Annotated in this window: 15 protein-coding genes; 2 read left to right on the top strand and 13 right to left on the bottom strand. The window is 56.8% G+C overall.

The genetic code is table 11. The annotated features are described in order from the left end of the window. Positions 1-39 precede the first annotated feature (39 nt). Positions 40-819, top strand: a complete 780-nt coding sequence (gene elyC, locus FHN83_RS19575) for an envelope biogenesis factor ElyC (RefSeq protein WP_039029476.1) — start codon at positions 40-42, stop codon at positions 817-819. On the opposite strand, the gene FHN83_RS19570 is transcribed toward elyC, so the two are convergent. From FHN83_RS19570 to FHN83_RS19510, 13 genes are all read right to left on the bottom strand, one after another. Further along, on the bottom strand, positions 796-1,689 hold the full coding sequence (locus tag FHN83_RS19570) for a YcbJ family phosphotransferase (RefSeq protein WP_039029477.1): 894 nt from the start codon (positions 1,687-1,689) through the stop codon (positions 796-798). The genes elyC and FHN83_RS19570 overlap by 24 nt on opposite strands. 139 nt (positions 1,690-1,828) lie before the next feature. Continuing rightward, on the bottom strand, positions 1,829-2,575 hold the full coding sequence (gene kdsB, locus FHN83_RS19565) for a 3-deoxy-manno-octulosonate cytidylyltransferase (RefSeq protein WP_139564689.1): 747 nt from the start codon (positions 2,573-2,575) through the stop codon (positions 1,829-1,831). Continuing rightward, positions 2,572-2,754 carry a protein YcaR gene (gene ycaR / locus FHN83_RS19560; RefSeq protein ID WP_039029479.1) on the bottom strand — a complete coding sequence of 61 codons (183 nt, stop codon included), beginning with the start codon at positions 2,752-2,754 and terminating at the stop codon, positions 2,572-2,574. Before ycaR ends, kdsB begins: the two co-directional genes overlap by 4 nt. A 45-nt stretch (positions 2,755-2,799) precedes the next feature. Beyond that, positions 2,800-4,029, bottom strand: coding sequence for a winged helix-turn-helix domain-containing protein (locus tag FHN83_RS19555; protein WP_139564688.1), 1,230 nt, complete (start codon positions 4,027-4,029; stop codon positions 2,800-2,802). A 15-nt stretch (positions 4,030-4,044) separates the two neighbouring features. Next, entirely contained in the window at positions 4,045-5,049 is a 1,005-nt protein-coding gene (gene lpxK / locus FHN83_RS19550; RefSeq protein ID WP_139564687.1) for a tetraacyldisaccharide 4'-kinase, read from the bottom strand. Beyond that, the gene (gene msbA / locus FHN83_RS19545) at positions 5,046-6,794 is read right to left on the bottom strand and encodes a lipid A ABC transporter ATP-binding protein/permease MsbA (RefSeq protein ID WP_039029482.1); all 1,749 of its coding nucleotides are present in this window, start codon (positions 6,792-6,794) and stop codon (positions 5,046-5,048) included. The genes lpxK and msbA overlap by 4 nt, the downstream gene beginning before the upstream one ends. 36 nt (positions 6,795-6,830) lie before the next feature. Then, entirely contained in the window at positions 6,831-9,095 is a 2,265-nt protein-coding gene (locus FHN83_RS19540) for a ComEC family protein (protein ID WP_139564686.1), read from the bottom strand. A 213-nt stretch (positions 9,096-9,308) separates the two neighbouring features. Next, positions 9,309-9,596 carry an integration host factor subunit beta gene (gene ihfB / locus FHN83_RS19535; RefSeq protein ID WP_039029484.1) on the bottom strand — a complete coding sequence of 96 codons (288 nt, stop codon included), beginning with the start codon at positions 9,594-9,596 and terminating at the stop codon, positions 9,309-9,311. Between the two features lie 120 nt (positions 9,597-9,716). Beyond that, entirely contained in the window at positions 9,717-11,390 is a 1,674-nt protein-coding gene (gene rpsA, locus FHN83_RS19530) for a 30S ribosomal protein S1 (RefSeq protein ID WP_032617357.1), read from the bottom strand. 111 nt (positions 11,391-11,501) lie between these two features. Continuing rightward, positions 11,502-12,185, bottom strand: coding sequence for a (d)CMP kinase (gene cmk, locus FHN83_RS19525; protein ID WP_039029485.1), 684 nt, complete (start codon positions 12,183-12,185; stop codon positions 11,502-11,504). Between the two features lie 183 nt (positions 12,186-12,368). Continuing rightward, complete coding sequence (gene aroA / locus FHN83_RS19520; protein WP_139564685.1) at positions 12,369-13,652, bottom strand: 3-phosphoshikimate 1-carboxyvinyltransferase; 1,284 nt, start codon at positions 13,650-13,652, stop codon at positions 12,369-12,371. Positions 13,653-13,721: 69 nt separating this feature from the next. Further along, entirely contained in the window at positions 13,722-14,810 is a 1,089-nt protein-coding gene (gene serC, locus FHN83_RS19515) for a 3-phosphoserine/phosphohydroxythreonine transaminase (protein WP_139564684.1), read from the bottom strand. Positions 14,811-14,972: 162 nt separating this feature from the next. Beyond that, on the bottom strand, positions 14,973-15,665 hold the full coding sequence (locus FHN83_RS19510) for a DUF421 domain-containing protein (RefSeq protein WP_139564683.1): 693 nt from the start codon (positions 15,663-15,665) through the stop codon (positions 14,973-14,975). A 138-nt stretch (positions 15,666-15,803) separates the two neighbouring features. Between FHN83_RS19510 and ycaO the strand changes: the two genes are divergently transcribed. Then, positions 15,804-17,564 carry a 30S ribosomal protein S12 methylthiotransferase accessory factor YcaO gene (gene ycaO / locus FHN83_RS19505; protein ID WP_039029489.1) on the top strand — a complete coding sequence of 587 codons (1,761 nt, stop codon included), beginning with the start codon at positions 15,804-15,806 and terminating at the stop codon, positions 17,562-17,564. The last annotated feature ends 63 nt before the right edge of the window (positions 17,565-17,627 follow it).

Here is a 17,627-nt window from a genome sequence, read left to right as displayed (position 1 = left end):
CAATCATCGGCTATATGGTCAAAAAAGGAGCCAGAAAGGATGCTTTTTACCCTAAAAAAATATATTGGCGGCATGATGCTTCCCCTCCCTCTTCTTCTGCTGTGCATCGCGCTGGGCCTGGGGTTGCTGTGGGTCAGCCGCTACCAGAAAACCGGCAAAATTTTGATTACGGCAGGCTGGCTGGTGCTCACGCTGCTGAGCCTGCAGCCGGTGGCTGACGGGCTGTTACGTCCGGTGGAAGACAAATACCCTACATGGCAGGGAGATCAAAAAGTTGAGTACATCGTGGTGCTCGGTGGGGGCTATACCTGGGATCCTGACTGGGCCCCGAGCTCGAATCTGATCAACAACAGCCTGCCGCGCCTCAACGAGGGGATGCGGCTGTGGCTGGCTAATCCGGGGTCGAAGATGATCTTTACCGGGGCAGCGGCGCAGAGCAATCCGGTGAGTACCGCCGAAGCGGGGGCGCGCGTGGCGCAGTCGCTGGGCGTGCCGCGCGAGGCGATTATCACCCTCGACAGCCCGAAAGATACCGAGGAGGAGGCCGCGGCGGTGAAGCAGGCGATTGGCGATGCCCCGTTCCTGCTGGTGACGTCGGCCTCCCATCTGCCGCGGGCGATGATCTTCTTTGAGCGTCAGGGACTGCATCCGCTGCCCGCGCCCGCGAACCAGCTGGCCATCAGCGCCCCGCTCAACCCGTGGGAACGGATTATTCCGTCCCCGGTATGGCTGATGCACAGCGATCGCGTGGGCTATGAGACCCTCGGGCGCGTCTGGCAGTGGCTGAAAGGCGCGTCAGGCGAGCCAGGGGAGCAGTGATTTCGAGGCCAGGTCGAAGCTGGCGCGGCTAAAGCGCCCGGTATTCACCAGTTGCGCCACTTCGTCCCACAGCATATACAGCCAGCGCCGCCAGACGAACGCCTCTGATACCGGCGCGCGCTGCAGATAGTGCCAGAGTAAATCCTCCGCCTGTCCGCTCTCGCTCAGGCGAAACAGCTCATACTCCCGGGGGGCCCACAGCATCACCCCGGGGCCGACCATCGCCAGTAGCTGATCGCTGCGCGGATCCTTGAGCATGCTGCGCAGGGTAAAATTACCGTGGATCAGCACGCTGTTGTCGTTGAACCCCTCAAACAGGGCGGGCAGGCACTCCCGGGTGCGAAACAGGATCCGTTTATCCTGCATGGTCAGTCCGGTGTTGTGGTACTGATTCAGCGTTCCCCACAGCACCTCGACCCGCTGGCGATACCAGAGCGGCCAGAGGTTTTCCTGGGTGCTGTCCACCGCACCGACCAGCCCGCCGCTGTCCATCCGGTGCCAGGCAAGCAGCGCTTCGACAATCTGATCCTTAAGTTGCTCCCAGCGTTGCGGCGTGCGCGCGGGGGCTTCTACCGGAACGCCGCGCAGGCGTTCAATCAGCAGGACGTCAGGACCGGGATGTTCCTCATGGGTCATCACGCCATACACCGTTGGCATTCTGACCGTGCCGCTGCGGGCCAGCATGGAGATTTTCCATGCCAGCTGGCGGGCAACGTCCGGCGTAGAGAAGCTTCGCGCCAGAAGCGGCATGGGGTTTCCCTGACTGTCGTACAACGACCACAGCGTGGTATCCGCCTTTTCATGCACGCATTCCACACGGCTCAGTTTTTCACCCAGCAGATGGCTGAGTTCGGCTCGCAGCTGTTCCATTTTGAGATTACCCCCATTAAGACTACTGCTTTTATAATGAGCGCCTGACGGGCGGATGTCACTCTTATGAGACGATTCTGTAGCAGAAATTCAGAAAAACGAGGCAAAAAAATCCCCTCAGAAGAGGGGATAGCGGGGATTAACGCAGCTCAGCGCGAACGCGGGCCAGATCTTCCGGCGTATCAACGCCTGTACCCGGCACTTCGTGCGCGACGGCGACATGGATCTTCTCGCCGTACCACAGCACACGCAGCTGCTCGAGCATTTCGATGTTTTCCAGCGGGCTCGGCTGCCAGGTGACGTATCGGCGGATAAAGCCGGCACGATAGCCATAAATGCCCAGATGACGCAGGATAGTGTCGCCAATGTTATCCCGGGATTCAGCAAAACGATCGCGATCCCAGGGAATGGTGGCGCGGGAGAAATAGAGCGCATAGCCTTCGGCGTCCAGCACCACCTTCACGGCGTTCGGGTTGAAAGCTTCTTCCGCACTGTGAACCCGCACGGCCAGCGTCGCCATACCCACCTGACGCTGGGCCAGGTTTTCAGCTACCTGACGAATAATGACCGCCGGGATCATCGGCTCATCGCCCTGCACGTTAACAATCACCGTGTCGTCGCTGAAGCCGCATTTTTCAACCACTTCAGCCAGACGCTCGGTACCGGACTGGTGATCGGCGCGGGTCATGCACACTTCGCCGCCCGCGGCTTCCACCGCACGCGCCACGTCTTCATGATCGGTGGCGACAATGATCCGCTCCGCGCCGGACTCACGCGCACGTTCAAGCACATGCACGATCATCGGCTTGCCGTTGATATCGACCAGCGGTTTACCCGGCAGACGCGTGGAGGCAAAGCGAGCCGGAATAATGACAACAAAACTCATGGTTTGCTCTCTTCAGCCGCCAGCGAACGGGCTTCGGTTTCCAGCAGGACGGGAATGCCGTCGCGCAGGGGAAAGGCCAGGCTATCCAGTTTGCAGATTAACTCCTGCTTATCCTGGCTGTAGTAGAGTTTGCCGTTGCACACCGGGCAGGCAATAATTTCCAGTAAACGGTGATCCATAGTTCCTCCGTATCAATAATCGGTAAAGCTTACCATATTCCTTTTTCAGACCGCGTCTATTTCCCAGCCACTTCGACAGGCCTGGAAAAGGCCGTCGGGCAGATGGCCTGTCACGATGCGTGTTGCCCCCTGCCAGCCCGCAAAATCACTGATTGCCGTGATGAGCCCTTTTTCCAGCCCAGCGCCGATCCTAACGCCCTCTTCCAGATAAAGCGCAATGACCTCAAGCTCGCCGGTTTTACGGTGCATTTTGGCATCCATCCGCCCCGCCAGTTGCCCTTTATGCAGCAGCGGCAGGACGAAATAACCATACTGACGTTTCGGAGCCGGGGTGTAGCACTCCAGCCGATAGCTGAAATTAAACAGCTGCTCCGCGCGCTTGCGATCCCAGACCACCGGATCAAACGGCGACAGGACAGCGCTGTGGGTCGCGGTGAGTTTCCCCTCCAGGGCGAGGGGAAGCAGCGGCAGCAGATCGCTATGCAGCCACATCTCGCCCAGGGACTCAACCTCGACGCGAACGACCTGCTGCTGCGCCTGCCAGCGCTCAAGCAGTGGCGCCAGCACCGGCTGGCGCAGGCGGTAATAGTCGGCTAACCACTGAGCGCGGAAAAGACCTAAGCTACGGGCGCTGTTTTCCAGCATCACGGCTTCTGCCGCCGCCTGGGTCAGCATATCCCGGCGGTCATCCCACTGTGGCATCACCCGGTGGGTGAGATCGTAAACGCGCTGGAAGTTGCGCCTTTCGACCACCATTACCTTTCCGGCAGTAAACAACCCTTCAAGATGGCGCTTGTGCGGTTTCCACTCCCACCATCCGCTCGTCCCTTTGCGGGGATGTTCAAAATCGGCGGAACGAACCGGGCCCTTCTCCTGAATATGCGCGATCAGTTGTTCAATTTCATCCGCATGTTCCTGCATCCAGGCATGACGGTATTTCCAGCCCATTTTATCGGGGGCGAGCATTCTGTGACGCACCAGCGCAAAGTCGCTGCGCGGCAGGAAGCACGCCTCATGCGCCCAGTACTCCATCAGCTCTCCCTGACGCAGGGCGTTATCCAGCCAGTCGGGTGAATAACGGCCGAGGCGGCTGAACAGCACCAGATAAGGGCTGCGGGCGACGATATTGATGGTGTCGATCTGCAGGAGCGACATGCGCTGGATGGTAGTAAGAATATCGGCGGGCCGGGCGCGGCGACGGGGCTTTTTCAAAAGCCCCTGGGCGGCAAGATGGAGATGACGTGCGGCTGAAAGCGTGAGTTGCGGTAAAGCCATGCTTTTTCCTGTCAGTTAGTGCGCGGGCGAAACCTCATTTGTCTGCCCTGCGAGGGCAATCAGTTCCTGAAGCAGTCGCTCAGGCTTTTCGCCCTGCAGTTGTGCATCAACCGGTAAATACCACCAGTTATCCCGGGCAAAGGCGCGGCATTTCACCGCATCTTTTTCGGTCATGATCAGCGTCTGGCCGGGCGCGGTAAAGGCCGCAACCTGCTCCAGGCTCAGCGCCTGGTGGTCAGCCAGCGGCACCGTACTCTGAAGCGTCGCGCCGCAGGCTTCCAGGGTGGAGAAAAAGCGCGGGGGATGCCCGATACCGGCCATCGCAACCAGATTGTTAAGCTCAGTTACATCGCGCCGCTCACCGGTCTGCAGGTTCACGGCAAGCCCCGGGCGCAGCTGCATGGGGATCTCTCCCGCCTGCGTCGTGCCGCCGTTAACGATAACCGCATCCACCGTTTGTAAACGCGACGCGCGCTCGCGCATTGGCCCGGCAGGTAGCCACCAGCCGTTACCAAAGCGGCGCACGCCATCGATCACCACAATCTCTTTATCCCGGGCCAGGGCGTAGTGCTGCAGGCCATCGTCGGTAATGACGATCTGGATATTTTCATGAGCCAGCAGAGCCTGCACCGCTTCGCTACGCACCGGCGAAACCGCGACGGGCGCGCCGGTGCGCTGAAAGATCAGCACCGGCTCATCGCCCGCTTGCGCCGTGGTGGTTTGCGCGGTCAGCAGCAGCGGATAGCGCTCCGCCTTGCCGCCGTATCCCCGGGAGACAACGCCCACGCGAATACCGCGTTGGGTCAGCTGTTCCACCAGCCAGATCACCACCGGCGTTTTACCATTGCCACCAGCGGTGAGGTTCCCCACCACCACCACCGGCACCGGCGCACGCCAGGCCCGTTTGAGCCCCACTTTATAACTCAGGCGGATGAGGCCGCTGACCAGGCCATACAGCCAGGAGAGCGGCAACAGCAGCAGCCAGAGCGGAGACTCACCGGACCAGATGCGAGCAATCATGCGCCAAACTGCATCTTATGAAGCTGAGCATATACGCCCTGATGGGCCAGCAGGTCGGCATGACTGCCCCGCTCGACGATGTAGCCATCTTCCACCACCACGATTTCATCGGCTTTTTCGATGGTCGACAGGCGGTGAGCGATCACCAGCGAGGTACGGTTCTTCTGCAACTCATCCAGCGCAGACTGGATGGCGCGTTCGGACTCGGTATCCAGCGCCGAGGTAGCTTCATCGAGGATCAGTATTGGGCTGTCACGCAGCAGCGCACGCGCAATGGCGATACGCTGGCGCTGACCGCCGGAGAGCAGCACGCCGTTTTCGCCGATAATGGTATCCAGACCGTTATCCATCTTATTGATAAAGTCCATGGCATAGGCCATCCGCGCCGCCGCTTCGATCTGCTCGCGGCTGTACTCTTCAGTACGGGCGTAAGCGATGTTATTGGCTACGGTGTCGTTGAACAGATGCACATTCTGGGAGACCAGCGCGACCTGATTACGCAGCGACTGCAGGGTATATTCGCGCAGGTCGTGGCCATCAATCAGGATCTCACCTTCATCAATATCGTAGAAGCGGGTGATCAGGCTGGCGATGGTTGATTTACCCGAGCCAGAGCGGCCCACCAGCGCCACGGTCTTGCCTGCCGGGATCTTCAGATTGATGTTGCGCAGCGCAGGCGTATCGCGACCCGGATAGGTAAAGGTCACGTTGCGGAATTCCACATCGCCGGTTGAGCGTTCGATCACGCGTTTGCCTTCGTCTTTTTCCTGTTCGGAATCGAGGATAGCGAACAGCGTCTGACAGGCTGCCATCCCGCGCTGGAACTGGGCGTTAACGTTGGTTAACGATTTCAGCGGGCGCATCAGGGCAATCATCGATGAGAAGACCACGGTGATGGTACCGGCGGTCAGGGTTTCCATTACGCTCGGGAAGCTGGCGGCATACAGCACGAATGCCAGCGCCAGGGAGGCAATCAGCTGAATGATCGGATCGGAAATGGAAGAGGCAGAAACCATCTTCATCCCCTGCAGACGCATTTTATTGCTGACCTTATCGAAGCGCTTGGTTTCAACGTCCTGGCCGCCAAAGATCAGTACCTCTTTATGGCCTTTCAGCATCTGCTCTGCGCTGGTGGTCACCTGCCCCATCGTGTTTTGCATGTTCTTACTGATGCTGCGAAAACGCTTCGAGACGACGCGGATGGCAATCGACACAATCGGCGCCAGCACGATAAGGATCAGCGACAGCTGCCAGCTGTACCAGAACATCAGGGCGAACAGGCCAATGATCGAGGCCCCTTCACGCACCACGGTGATCAGCGCGCTGGAGGAGGAGGAAGCCACCTGCTCGGAGTCGTAGGTGATGCGGGACAGCAGGGTACCGGTCGACTGCTTGTCAAAGAACGCTACCGGCATGCCCATCATGTGGCTGAACAGGCGGCGGCGCATGGTCATCACCACTTTGCCCGATACCCAGGAGAGGCAGTAGCTGGAGATATAGCTGGTGATGCCGCGTAAAATCATCAGGCCGATAACCACCAGCGGCATCCATAGCAACACTGAGCGATCCGTTTTACCAAAACCGTCGTCCAGTAACGGTTTGAGGAGCGATAACATGAAGGTATCGCTGGCTGCGTTGAGGATTAACGCTACGCCCGCCACGATAAGGCCCGTTCTGAAGGGTGCAATCACCGGCCAGAGTCGGCGGAAGGTCTGCCACGTGGAGAGATCTTTGTCGTTATGCATTCAAAAAACCAGCATTTGTTGAAATAGCCGCATATTCTACCCGTTATCTCCGGGCGCGCCAAACCACTGATGATACCAACGGGGCAAAATTTGATCCCGTAAGCTATGGATTTGCCAGCCATGTTGCGAAAACGAGACGGTAAGTTGTCCTGAACGGGGGGTTGTTAACCACATATACCCCTCCTTTCTGTAACGGCGAGCCACTTTTACTGAAGGCAGTCGCCACGCGTTATAGCGGGATGCAGACACCAGGGCGATATGCCCACCAACCCGCTGCACCAGAGGAAGCGACGAAGAGGTATTGCTGCCATGGTGCGGCACCTGGATAAGTGTAGACGCAAGATATTGCCAGTGACGACTGAGCATCGCTTTTTCTCCCTGCGCCTCAATATCCCCTGTTAACAACAGGCTATGCGTGCCGTCCTCAACCTTAACCACGCAGGAACCGTTATTGCCGCGCTGCGGGGTGGTGGCGAGGGGCCAGTGTGCGCTGAAGGTCAGGCCCCGCCACTGCCAGCGCTCACCGCGCATGCAGGGGTCATGCCCGGCCCAGCCCAGCGGGCTTCTTATCCACATTTCCGGCCACGCCTTGCGTAGTGATACCAGACCACCGATGTGGTCGAGGTGATCATGGCTGACAATCACCCCCTCCGGGCGTAAATGGTGCCACCGTAGCCAGGGAATAATCAGCTGTTGCGCGCTGTCTCCACCCGGCCATGCAGGACCGGTGTCATAGAGAATCACCCTCCCCTGACGCTCGATTGCCATTGCCAGCCCCTGCCCGACATCCAGCATATGCACGGCCCAGCCCTCAGCTTTGTTTTCTCGCCAAAGCGGACTGGTCGCCAGCACCAGTACTGATATACACACGACTGGATACGTTCGTGCACCGCGCATCCGCCAGGCAATGATTGCCCCCCACGGCAGCAGGGTCAGCCACAGCCAGCGTTTATCGACCGTGATCCAGCCGTCCGGCAGCGTGGTTAAAAATCCAAACAGCAGCGACAGTGAACCATCCGCAAGCATCCAGACCATATTTTCTGCAGGCGGCCAGGGCAGAAGATGCAGTCCCATCCCCAGCAAAATCAGCGGCACCGAGATAAAAGTCACCAGCGGCACCGCCACCAGATTCGCGACCAGGGACGAAAGGCTAAAACCATGAAACACGACGATCTGCACCGGCAGCAACAGTAAAAGCATGCCGAGCTGCAGGTGCAGCAGGTTAACCCCGGCCCGGACTGCCCATGGGGCGGACAAGCGTGGCGCAGGCACCCACTGATACCAGAAAATCAGCACCGCTACCGCAAAGGCAGACAGCAACAGGCTGTGCGACAGTACGGCCAGCGGATCGGCCAGCAAAATGGCGGCGATGCAGACTCGCCAGATCTGCCAGGGAGACCAGAGGCGGCCGCTCAACTGCAGTGCCAGGCAGGCTCCCAGTGAGACGACGGTGCGCAACGCGGGTGGCTGCATTCCGGTAAGCCAGGCGTAAAAGGCGGCAAAGCAGAACCCTGCCACCAACGGGGCTCGCCAGCTCATCCAGCGTACCGGGATAAAAAATTGCATACCCCGCACCAGAAGCCAGATAACCGACGCTGCCAGCGCAATGTGCAAACCCGAAATCGCCATCAGATGCGCGGTACCGGTTTCCCGCATCAGGTCTTTGACGTCTGCCGAGACTGCCAGCCGCTCCCCCATGCCCAGCCCCATAAGAACCGGCCCCCAGCTATACGCTGAGAGCGTGGTTGTCAGCGAGGCGAGATAGCGGGCGCGTAAGCTACAGCGGGCATCTTTCACTTCAGCGTGGGTAAAACGCCCGGTCAGGGGTTGATGCTGCGCCAGGGCATAGCGTTGAGAATCGAACCCGCCATCGTTGAGTTGCCCGTGTACGGCGCGTAACGACAAGGTCATCGACCAACGCTGCCCGGCGCAGCCCGGCTGCGGCAGCGTATTGCCATACAACGTGACGCCCACCGCAGGCACCACTGCTTTACCATTAAGCTGGATAATGCGGGCCCGATACGCCGTATCGCTCTCAACCGCGACGATCTCTACTCCGGCTTTCTGCGGACCTCGGGTCAGATTCTGCATCGGCCAGACCGTACTTTGTGCGGCAAGCGCCCCCCAGGCAAAAAACAGCAGCCAGAAGCCACTGTAGCGGGTAATGTCATGGCGAATTAACGCGAGCAGGAGTCCGGCAATCGCTATAGTCTGAATAACCGGTAGTGCAGGCAGCGTGGGCAGCCAGAGCAGTGGCAGGATAGCCAAGATCAGACATGTCGCTAATGCAGTTAAACGCATTTACACCTCCCTGTGTCAGGGCAGTGTGCGGTCACAGAGTGGATATGTCAGGTGTGAAATTGCGCGATTGCGAGGCAGGCTGGCGTAAATCAACGGTTTGCAGCAAAGAGCTGCAAGATTTGCGGCGCGGGTTCCGGATCCGGAGTTGAGAAACGAAAAAAGCACCCGCAGGTGCTTTTCTGATGGTCACTCAGTTTCGCCCGCAGGCTCAACTCAGTTGCCGTAAATATTGGCGCGATCGCGCAGTTCTTTACCCGGCTTGAAGTGCGGAACGTATTTACCTTCCAGCTCTACTTTGTCGCCAGTCTTCGGGTTACGCCCGGTACGTGGAGCACGATAGTGCAGAGAAAAACTACCGAAACCGCGGATTTCAATGCGCTCACCCTGTGCAAGAGTGGTAGCCATATGCTCCAGCATCTCTTTTACAGCGTCTTCCACTGCTTTCGCAGGAATATGCGATTGCTGGCTGGCAAGTCTTTCAATCAATTCTGACTTGGTCATGATTCCTCCGGTTCCTTCAAACCAATTAGCTAAACAGCTTAAACAAGGGCGGCCGTAGCCGCCCTTTGTTATTGATTACAGGACGAATCCTGCAATCTGTCAAGTCACTCTACGAGTAACTTATTCGCCTTTAGCTGCTTTGAAAGCTTCAGCCATTGCGTTGTTGGAGAAGTTTGCATCTTCCTGTTTGTTAACAGTTGCGATTGCATCTTTCTCATCAGCTTCGTCTTTAGCACGAACAGACAGGCTGATTGCACGGTTCTTACGATCAACGCCGGTGAATTTAGCTTCAACGTCGTCGCCTACGCTCAGAACCAGAGTTGCATCTTCAACGCGGTCACGTGAAGCTTCAGAAGCGCGCAGGTAACCTTCAACGCCGTCAGCCAGTTCTACGGTTGCGCCTTTAGCGTCAACTGCAGTCACTTTACCGTTTACGATTGCGCCTTTCTTGTTCAGTGCAACCCAGTTGTTGAACGGATCTTCTGCGAGCTGTTTAACGCCCAGGGAGATACGCTCACGCTCTGCGTCAACCTGCAGAACAACTGCTGCGATTTCGTCGCCTTTTTTGTATTCACGTACTGCTTCTTCGCCTGCAACATTCCAGGAGATGTCAGACAGGTGAACCAGGCCGTCGATGCCGCCGTCCAGGCCGATGAAGATACCGAAGTCAGTGATAGACTTGATTTTACCTTCAACACGGTCGCCCTTGTTGTGGGTTTCCGCGAACTGCTGCCATGGGTTGTTTTTGCACTGCTTCAGGCCCAGGGAGATACGACGACGTTCTTCGTCGATATCCAGAACCATAACTTCCACTACATCACCAACGTTAACAACTTTGGATGGGTGGATGTTTTTGTTGGTCCAGTCCATTTCGGAAACGTGAACCAGGCCTTCAACGCCTTCTTCGATTTCGACGAAGCAGCCGTAGTCGGTCAGGTTGGTAACGCGACCAGTCAGTTTAGTACCTTCTGGGTAACGTTTAGCGATAGCAACCCATGGATCTTCGCCCAGCTGTTTCAGGCCGAGGGATACACGAGTACGTTCGCGGTCGAACTTCAGCACTTTAACAGTGATTTCGTCGCCCACGTTCACGATTTCGCTTGGGTGCTTAACGCGTTTCCACGCCATGTCGGTGATGTGCAGCAGGCCATCAACGCCGCCCAGGTCAACGAATGCGCCGTAGTCAGTGAGGTTCTTAACGATACCTTTGACTTCCATGCCTTCCTGCAGGTTTTCCAGCAGCTGATCGCGTTCTGCGCTGTTTTCGGATTCGATAACGGCACGACGGGAAACAACAACGTTGTTACGCTTCTGGTCCAGCTTGATTACTTTGAACTCAAGCTCTTTGCCTTCCAGGTGCAGGGTGTCACGAACTGGACGAACGTCTACCAGTGAACCTGGCAGGAACGCACGAATACCATTCAGCTCAACAGTGAAGCCGCCTTTGACTTTGCCGTTGATAACACCGACTACAGTTTCAGCTTCTTCGTAAGCTTTTTCCAGCGTGATCCAAGCTTCGTGACGTTTAGCTTTCTCACGGGACAGCAGGGTTTCACCGAAGCCGTCTTCTACTGCATCCAGAGCAACGTCAACTTCGTCACCAACCTGGATTTCCAGCTCGCCCTGGGCGTTTTTGAACTGCTCTGCCGGAATGGCAGACTCAGATTTCAGACCGGCGTCAACCAGTACGATATCTTTGTCGATAGCAACAACAACACCACGAACGATGGAACCCGGACGGGTTTCGATTTCTTTTAAGGATTCTTCAAACAGTTGAGCAAAAGATTCAGTCATGTTTAATCTTCAGGTTAATATTAACGTCCACCTGGCTCCGTGCCGGATGGGGTTGTTTCACATACCCGCCGTCAATCCATTGCAGCGGGGGTACTGCTAAATCGGTCGCGATTACGCGATTGCCAGTTTTTGGCGCGCATATTGTAGCGCTTTTTCAATCACTTGCTCAATAGTTAAACTGGTAGAATCCAGAACTAATGCATCATCTGCGGGAACAAGCGGTGCAACGGCGCGATTACGGTCGCGATCGTCGCGCTCTTTTATCTCAGACAAAAGACGTTCAAAGTTAACACTAAAGCCCTTTTCCTGCAACTGTAGCATGCGGCGCTGCGCACGCTCTTCCGAGGAAGCGTCAAGGAAAATTTTCACCGGCGCGTCAGGGAAAACCACGGTTCCCATGTCGCGTCCGTCAGCGATCAGGCCAGGGGCATCGCGGAAAGCGCGCTGGCGGCGTAAAAGCGCCTCGCGAACGCGTGGGAAAGCAGCGACCTGAGAGGCGGCGTTCGCCACTTCCTGAGTGCGGATCTCTCCGCTCACGTCTTCCCCTTCAAGAATCACTTCCAGATTGCCGTTGGTGGAGACAAAACGCACATCCAGATGGGCGGCCAGCGGCACCAGAGCCTCTTCAGAAGCGACATCAACATGATGGTGCAACGCAGCCAGCGCCAGCACACGATAGATTGCGCCCGAATCTAAAAGATGCCATTGCAGTGCTTCCGCCATCGCTTTGCACAGCGTGCCTTTACCTGCGCCACTTGGCCCGTCAATGGTGATAACCGGGGCAATTGCCGTCATCTTTTTCTCCTTAAATTAGGCATACCGTTGTGTGAACGCCGCGCATTATACGCGCCAATGTGCACAACTGTTACCTTTGCGTGCAAATTACGGAATGATTGAAGCTGAGTGTAGAAGAAATGGGCGATGGCAACGTCAGGAAGCGTAAGGAAATGCCGCACCGGGCGGTGCGGCATGGGTTTATCAGGCCAGGGTGCTGATGCGCGCCAGCTGCTCGAAATAGTCCGGGAAGGTTTTCGCGGTGCATTTCGGATCCAGAATGGTGACCGGCGTATCCGACAGCGCCACCAGCGAGAAGCACATCGCCATGCGGTGATCGTTATAGGTGCCAATCTCCGCAACCTGCAGTTTCGCCGGAGGGGTCACGCGAATGTAGTCTTCGCCCTCTTCCACTTCGGCACCCACTTTACGCAGCTCGGTCGCCATGGCAAACAGGCGATCGGTCTCTTTCACACGCCAGTTATAAATGTTGCGCAGCGTGGTGGTGCCTTTGGCAAACAGCGCCGCGGTGGCAATGGTCATCGCCGCATCGGGGATATGGTTCATGTCCATATCAATGGCGTTCAGTTCACCGCGGGTGCAGGAGATGTAGTCATCGCCCCAGGTGACCACCGCGCCCATCTTCTCCAGCACATCGGCAAAGCGAATATCACCCTGCACGCTGTTGCGGCCAATACCGGTCACTTTAACGGTACCGCCTTTAATGGCGCCTGCCGCCAGGAAGTAGGAGGCCGATGAAGCATCGCCTTCCACCAGGTAATTGCCCGGCGTCTGGTACTGCTGCGCCCCGCGCACCACGAAACGCTGGTAGTTCTGGTTTTCGACTTCAACGCCGAAGGTCTTCATCAGATGCAGCGTGATATCGATATAGGGTTTAGAAACCAGCTCACCTTTAATGGCGATGGTGGTGTCCTGCGGCGCCAGCGGCGCGGTCATCAGCAGTGCGGTCAGGAACTGGCTGGATACGCTGCCGTCCACCGCCACTTCGCCGCCGGTAAAGCCACCGCGCAGACGCAGCGGCGGATAGTTTTCCTGCTCCAGATAATCGATCTGCGCGCCGCCCTGACGCAGCGCATCCACCAGATGGCCAATCGGACGCTCTTTCATACGCGGTTCGCCGGTCAGCACGATGTCATTGCTGCCCAGACACAGGGCCGCAGCCAGCGGGCGCATTGCCGTGCCGGCATTGCCGAGGAAAAGTTCCAGCGCGTCGGCGGAGTGCAGCGCACCGGCGTTGCCGGTGACTTCGCAACGGGTGCGATCGGCGGACAGGGTATAGTGGACTCCCAACGCTTTCAGCGCATTGAGCATATGGCGAACGTCATCGCTGTCCAGCAGGTTAGTGAGAACAGTGGTGCCGTTTGCCAGCGCTGCCAGCAGCAAGGCGCGGTTCGAGACACTTTTTGAACCAGGCAGATTGATGGTGCCATCTACCCGGGCAATAGGTTGTAACGTCAGGGATTCCATGAAATTTAATTCTCAATTCAACATAATAAAAACCCCGCAGCCAGGCCGCGGGGGTGAACACTGGCGCGATTAACCGTGACGACGTTCGAAGTCGGTCATGAAGTCGATCAGGGCCTTAACGCCTTCGAGCGGCATGGCGTTATAGATAGACGCACGCATTCCGCCAACCACGCGGTGGCCTTTCAGCGCATGCAGACCGGCAGCGAAGGACTCTTCAAGGAACAGCTTATCAAGATTGCTGTCGGCGAGCTGGAACGGCACGTTCATGCGGGAACGGTTCGCTTTAGCCACGTCGTTGCGGTAGAAGTCGCTGCCGTCGATGACGCTGTAGAGCAGCTCAGCTTTCTGCTGGTTGATCTTATCCATCTGCGCCACGCCGCCGTTGTTTCTCAGCCACTTGAAAACCAGGCCAGAAAGGTACCAGGCGAAGGTCGGCGGGGTGTTGAACATGGAGTCGTTATCGTTCAGCACGCTGTAATCCAGAATTGACGGGCAGGATTTGTGGGCTTTACCCAGCAAATCTTCACGCACGATCACCAGCGTCAGACCGGCCGGGCCGATGTTTTTCTGTGCGCCTGCGTAGATCACGCCGTAACGGCTGACATCCAGCGGGGAAGAGAGAATAGTAGAGGAGAAGTCGGCGGTCACGACCACGTCATCGCCAAAGGCAGGCTCTTCGTGGATGGCAATACCGTCGATAGTTTCATTCGGGCAGTAATGCAGATAGGCCGCATCACGAGAAAGTTGCCATTCGCTCATCGGTTTCACCGCGCGCAAACCGTCAACGGTGACTTTGGCATCAATGACGTTCGGGGTGCAGTATTTGTGCGCTTCTTTTACCGCGCTCGCCGCCCAGTAACCGGCATCTACGTAGTCTGCTGTGGTTTTGTCACCCAGCAGGTTCAGCGGGATGCCCGCAAACTGACCGCGCCCCCCGCCGTGGCAGAATAATACTTTGTAGTTTGAGGGGATATTCAGCAGGAAACGAAAATCTGCTTCTGCCTCTTCCGCCACCTGAATAAACTCTTTACCACGGTGGCTGACTTCCATCACCGACGTGCCAAGACCGTTCCAGTCACACAGCTCCTGTTGAGCCTGTTTGAGCACATCCGCCGGTAACATTGCCGGACCTGAACTAAAATTAAAGACCTGAGCCATTTCCCCTCACCACGCTAAAAGCCATAAGTTATAACTGTGGATATCGGTTTTATCATTCAGTGACACGCGCCGCAATGTCTAAAACTTATGACCAGGAAAATGTGCCCGCCGTCACACAATACATTCTGCCAGCGGGCTGTCACAAAACCGACAAAATGGCTGTCAGGTGATGCGTCTGGCCCGGCTAACCTTCGTCCATTCCGGATTCGTGCAGCGTGGGCATAATTGATGCGCCCCGGCCTGGAGAGTCTGAACATGGCCACAACGGCGGCAGGCATACTCGCCGACTTCCGGTATCGTCATAAAACGTTCCACAAATTCATCCGGCAATATGCACAGCCCAGGCTTGACCTCGTCATCGTCGTAAAAGTAAACGCTTATCTGCCCGTTAGTCTCCATGATGGCCAGCTTAACCTGTCCAAGCTGCTCAACGCTGCTCACCCGTAGTTCCATAAAGAACTCAAACTCGGTCATGTTGGCGCGCTTTACTTTTTCCCAGGCCAGCTGGCCTTCTTCGACAATGGCTACCGGTTTTCCCTCCAGCAGATCTTCCAGCTTTTCACTTTTCGACATCAACCACATCACCAGCCGGTAGAGCAACGCCAGAGTGACGAAAACGACAAAGACGGGAATCATCGGCACATCGTCATAAAATGCCACGTCCCCTGCTGCCGACCCCAGCGTCAGGATAATTAACACTTCGAAGAGCGACATCTGACGCACGCCGCGTCGCCCGGTAAGCTTGAGGAACAGGAAAACCAGGACAAAGGTATAGAGACTTCGCAGCGCGACCTCGCCTAAAAACTCGAGTGGAACTTTATCAAAGGCCATTCGGTGAAGATCGAATGCTTTCATTTTTATATTCCTTTACAGTAGGTTACTGAAGGTAAGCATAGCTCAGCCTTTTATTTTCGCCGAAACCGCCGGGAGGATAGCGCCAGTCATGTAAAACCCGTATCATTGCGCGCTTTCCGTACGATATAAGTGATCCCCATGACTCAAACGTTTATCCCCGGCAAAGACGCCGCTCTGGAAGACTCCATTGCTCGCTTCCAGCAAAAACTGACCGACCTGGGCTTTAACATCGAAGAGGCCTCCTGGCTTAATCCGGTTCCCCACGTCTGGTCTGTGCATATTCGCGATAAAGAGTGTGCGTTGTGCTTTACCAACGGTAAAGGCGCGACCAAAAAAGCGGCGCTGGCCTCTGCGCTGGGTGAGTATTTTGAACGTCTGTCTACTAACTACTTCTTTGCCGATTTCTGGCTGGGCGAAACCGTGGCTAATGGCCCGTTTGTTCACTACCCAAATGAGAAATGGTTCCCGCTGACCGAAGACGATGAACTGCCGGAGGGGATCCTCGACGATCGTCTGCGTGCGTTCTACGATCTGGATAATCAATTGACCGCCAGCATGCTGGTCGATCTGCAGTCAGGTAATGAAGATCGCGGGATCTGCGCCCTGCCGTTTACCCGTCAGTCTGACGAGCAAACCGTCTATATTCCGATGAACATCGTTGGCAACCTGTATGTCTCCAACGGCATGTCAGCCGGTAACACCCGCAACGAAGCGCGTGTTCAGGGTCTGTCAGAGGTCTTTGAGCGCCACATTAAAAACCGCATTATCGCCGAATCTATCAGCCTGCCGGAGATCCCGGCTGACGTGCTGGCCCGCTACCCGGGGGTAGTGGAGTCCATCGCCAAACTGGAAGCAGAAGGCTTCCCGATCTTCGCTTACGACGGCTCCCTGGGCGGTAAGTACCCGGTCATCTGCGTGGTACTGTTCAACCCGGCGAACGGCACCTGCTTCGCCTCCTTCGGTGCTCACCCGGACTTCGGCGTGGCGCTGGAGCGTACCGTTACCGAACTTCTGCAGGGCCGCAGCCTGAAAGATCTCGACGTATTTACACCGCCGACGTTCGATGATGAAGAAGTGGCGGAACATGCCAACCTGGAAACGCACTTTATCGACTCCAGCGGCTCTATCTCCTGGGATATGTTTAAGCAGGACGCGGATTATCCGTTTGTTGACTGGAGCTTCTCAGGCAGCACAGAAGAAGAGTTCGCCACGCTGATGGCCATCTTCACTGCTGAAAATCAGGAAGTGTATATCGCCGATTACGAGCACCTGGGCGTTTACGCCTGCCGTATTCTGGTGCCGGGCATGTCCGACATCTATCCGGTGGAAGATCTGTGGCTGGCGAACAACAGCATGGGTGCGCACCTGCGCGAAACTCTGCTGGCGTTGCCGGAGAGCGCATGGGAGAAAGAGGACTATCTGAACCTCATTACCCAACTGGACGACGAAGGTCACGACGACTTTACCCGCGTGCGTGAGCTGCTGGGTCTGGCGACGGGCAAAGACAATGGCTGGTACACCCTGCGTATCGGCGAACTGAAAGCGATGCTGGCGCTGGCGGGCGGCGACCTGGAACAGGCGCTGATCTGGACCGAGTGGACCATCGAGTTCAACGCCTCGGTGTTCAGCGCAGAGCGTGCGAACTACTACCGTTGCCTGCAGACCCTGCTGTTGCTGGCGCAGGAAGAAGATCGTCAGCCGCTGCAGTACCTGAACGCCTTTACCCGCATGTACGGTGCCGAGGCGGTAGAGAACGCCAGCGCAGCCCTGAGCGGTGAAGCGCCATTCTATGGCCTGCAGGCCGTGGACAGCGATCTGAAAGCCTTCCCTGCCCACCAGTCGTTACTGAAAGCCTATGAGAAATTGCAAAAGGCCAAAAGCGCATACTGGGCTAAATAAGGTTACATACCATTACAAACAGTAGGCGAATACAATCACCTACGTTATATTACGGGGCAATTT

The organism is Leclercia adecarboxylata (genome assembly GCF_006171285.1).
GTDB classification, from domain to species: Bacteria; Pseudomonadota; Gammaproteobacteria; order Enterobacterales; family Enterobacteriaceae; genus Enterobacter; species Enterobacter barmai.
Note: the sequence above shows the minus strand (reverse complement) of the source record. Positions and strands in the feature narration are given on the sequence as shown.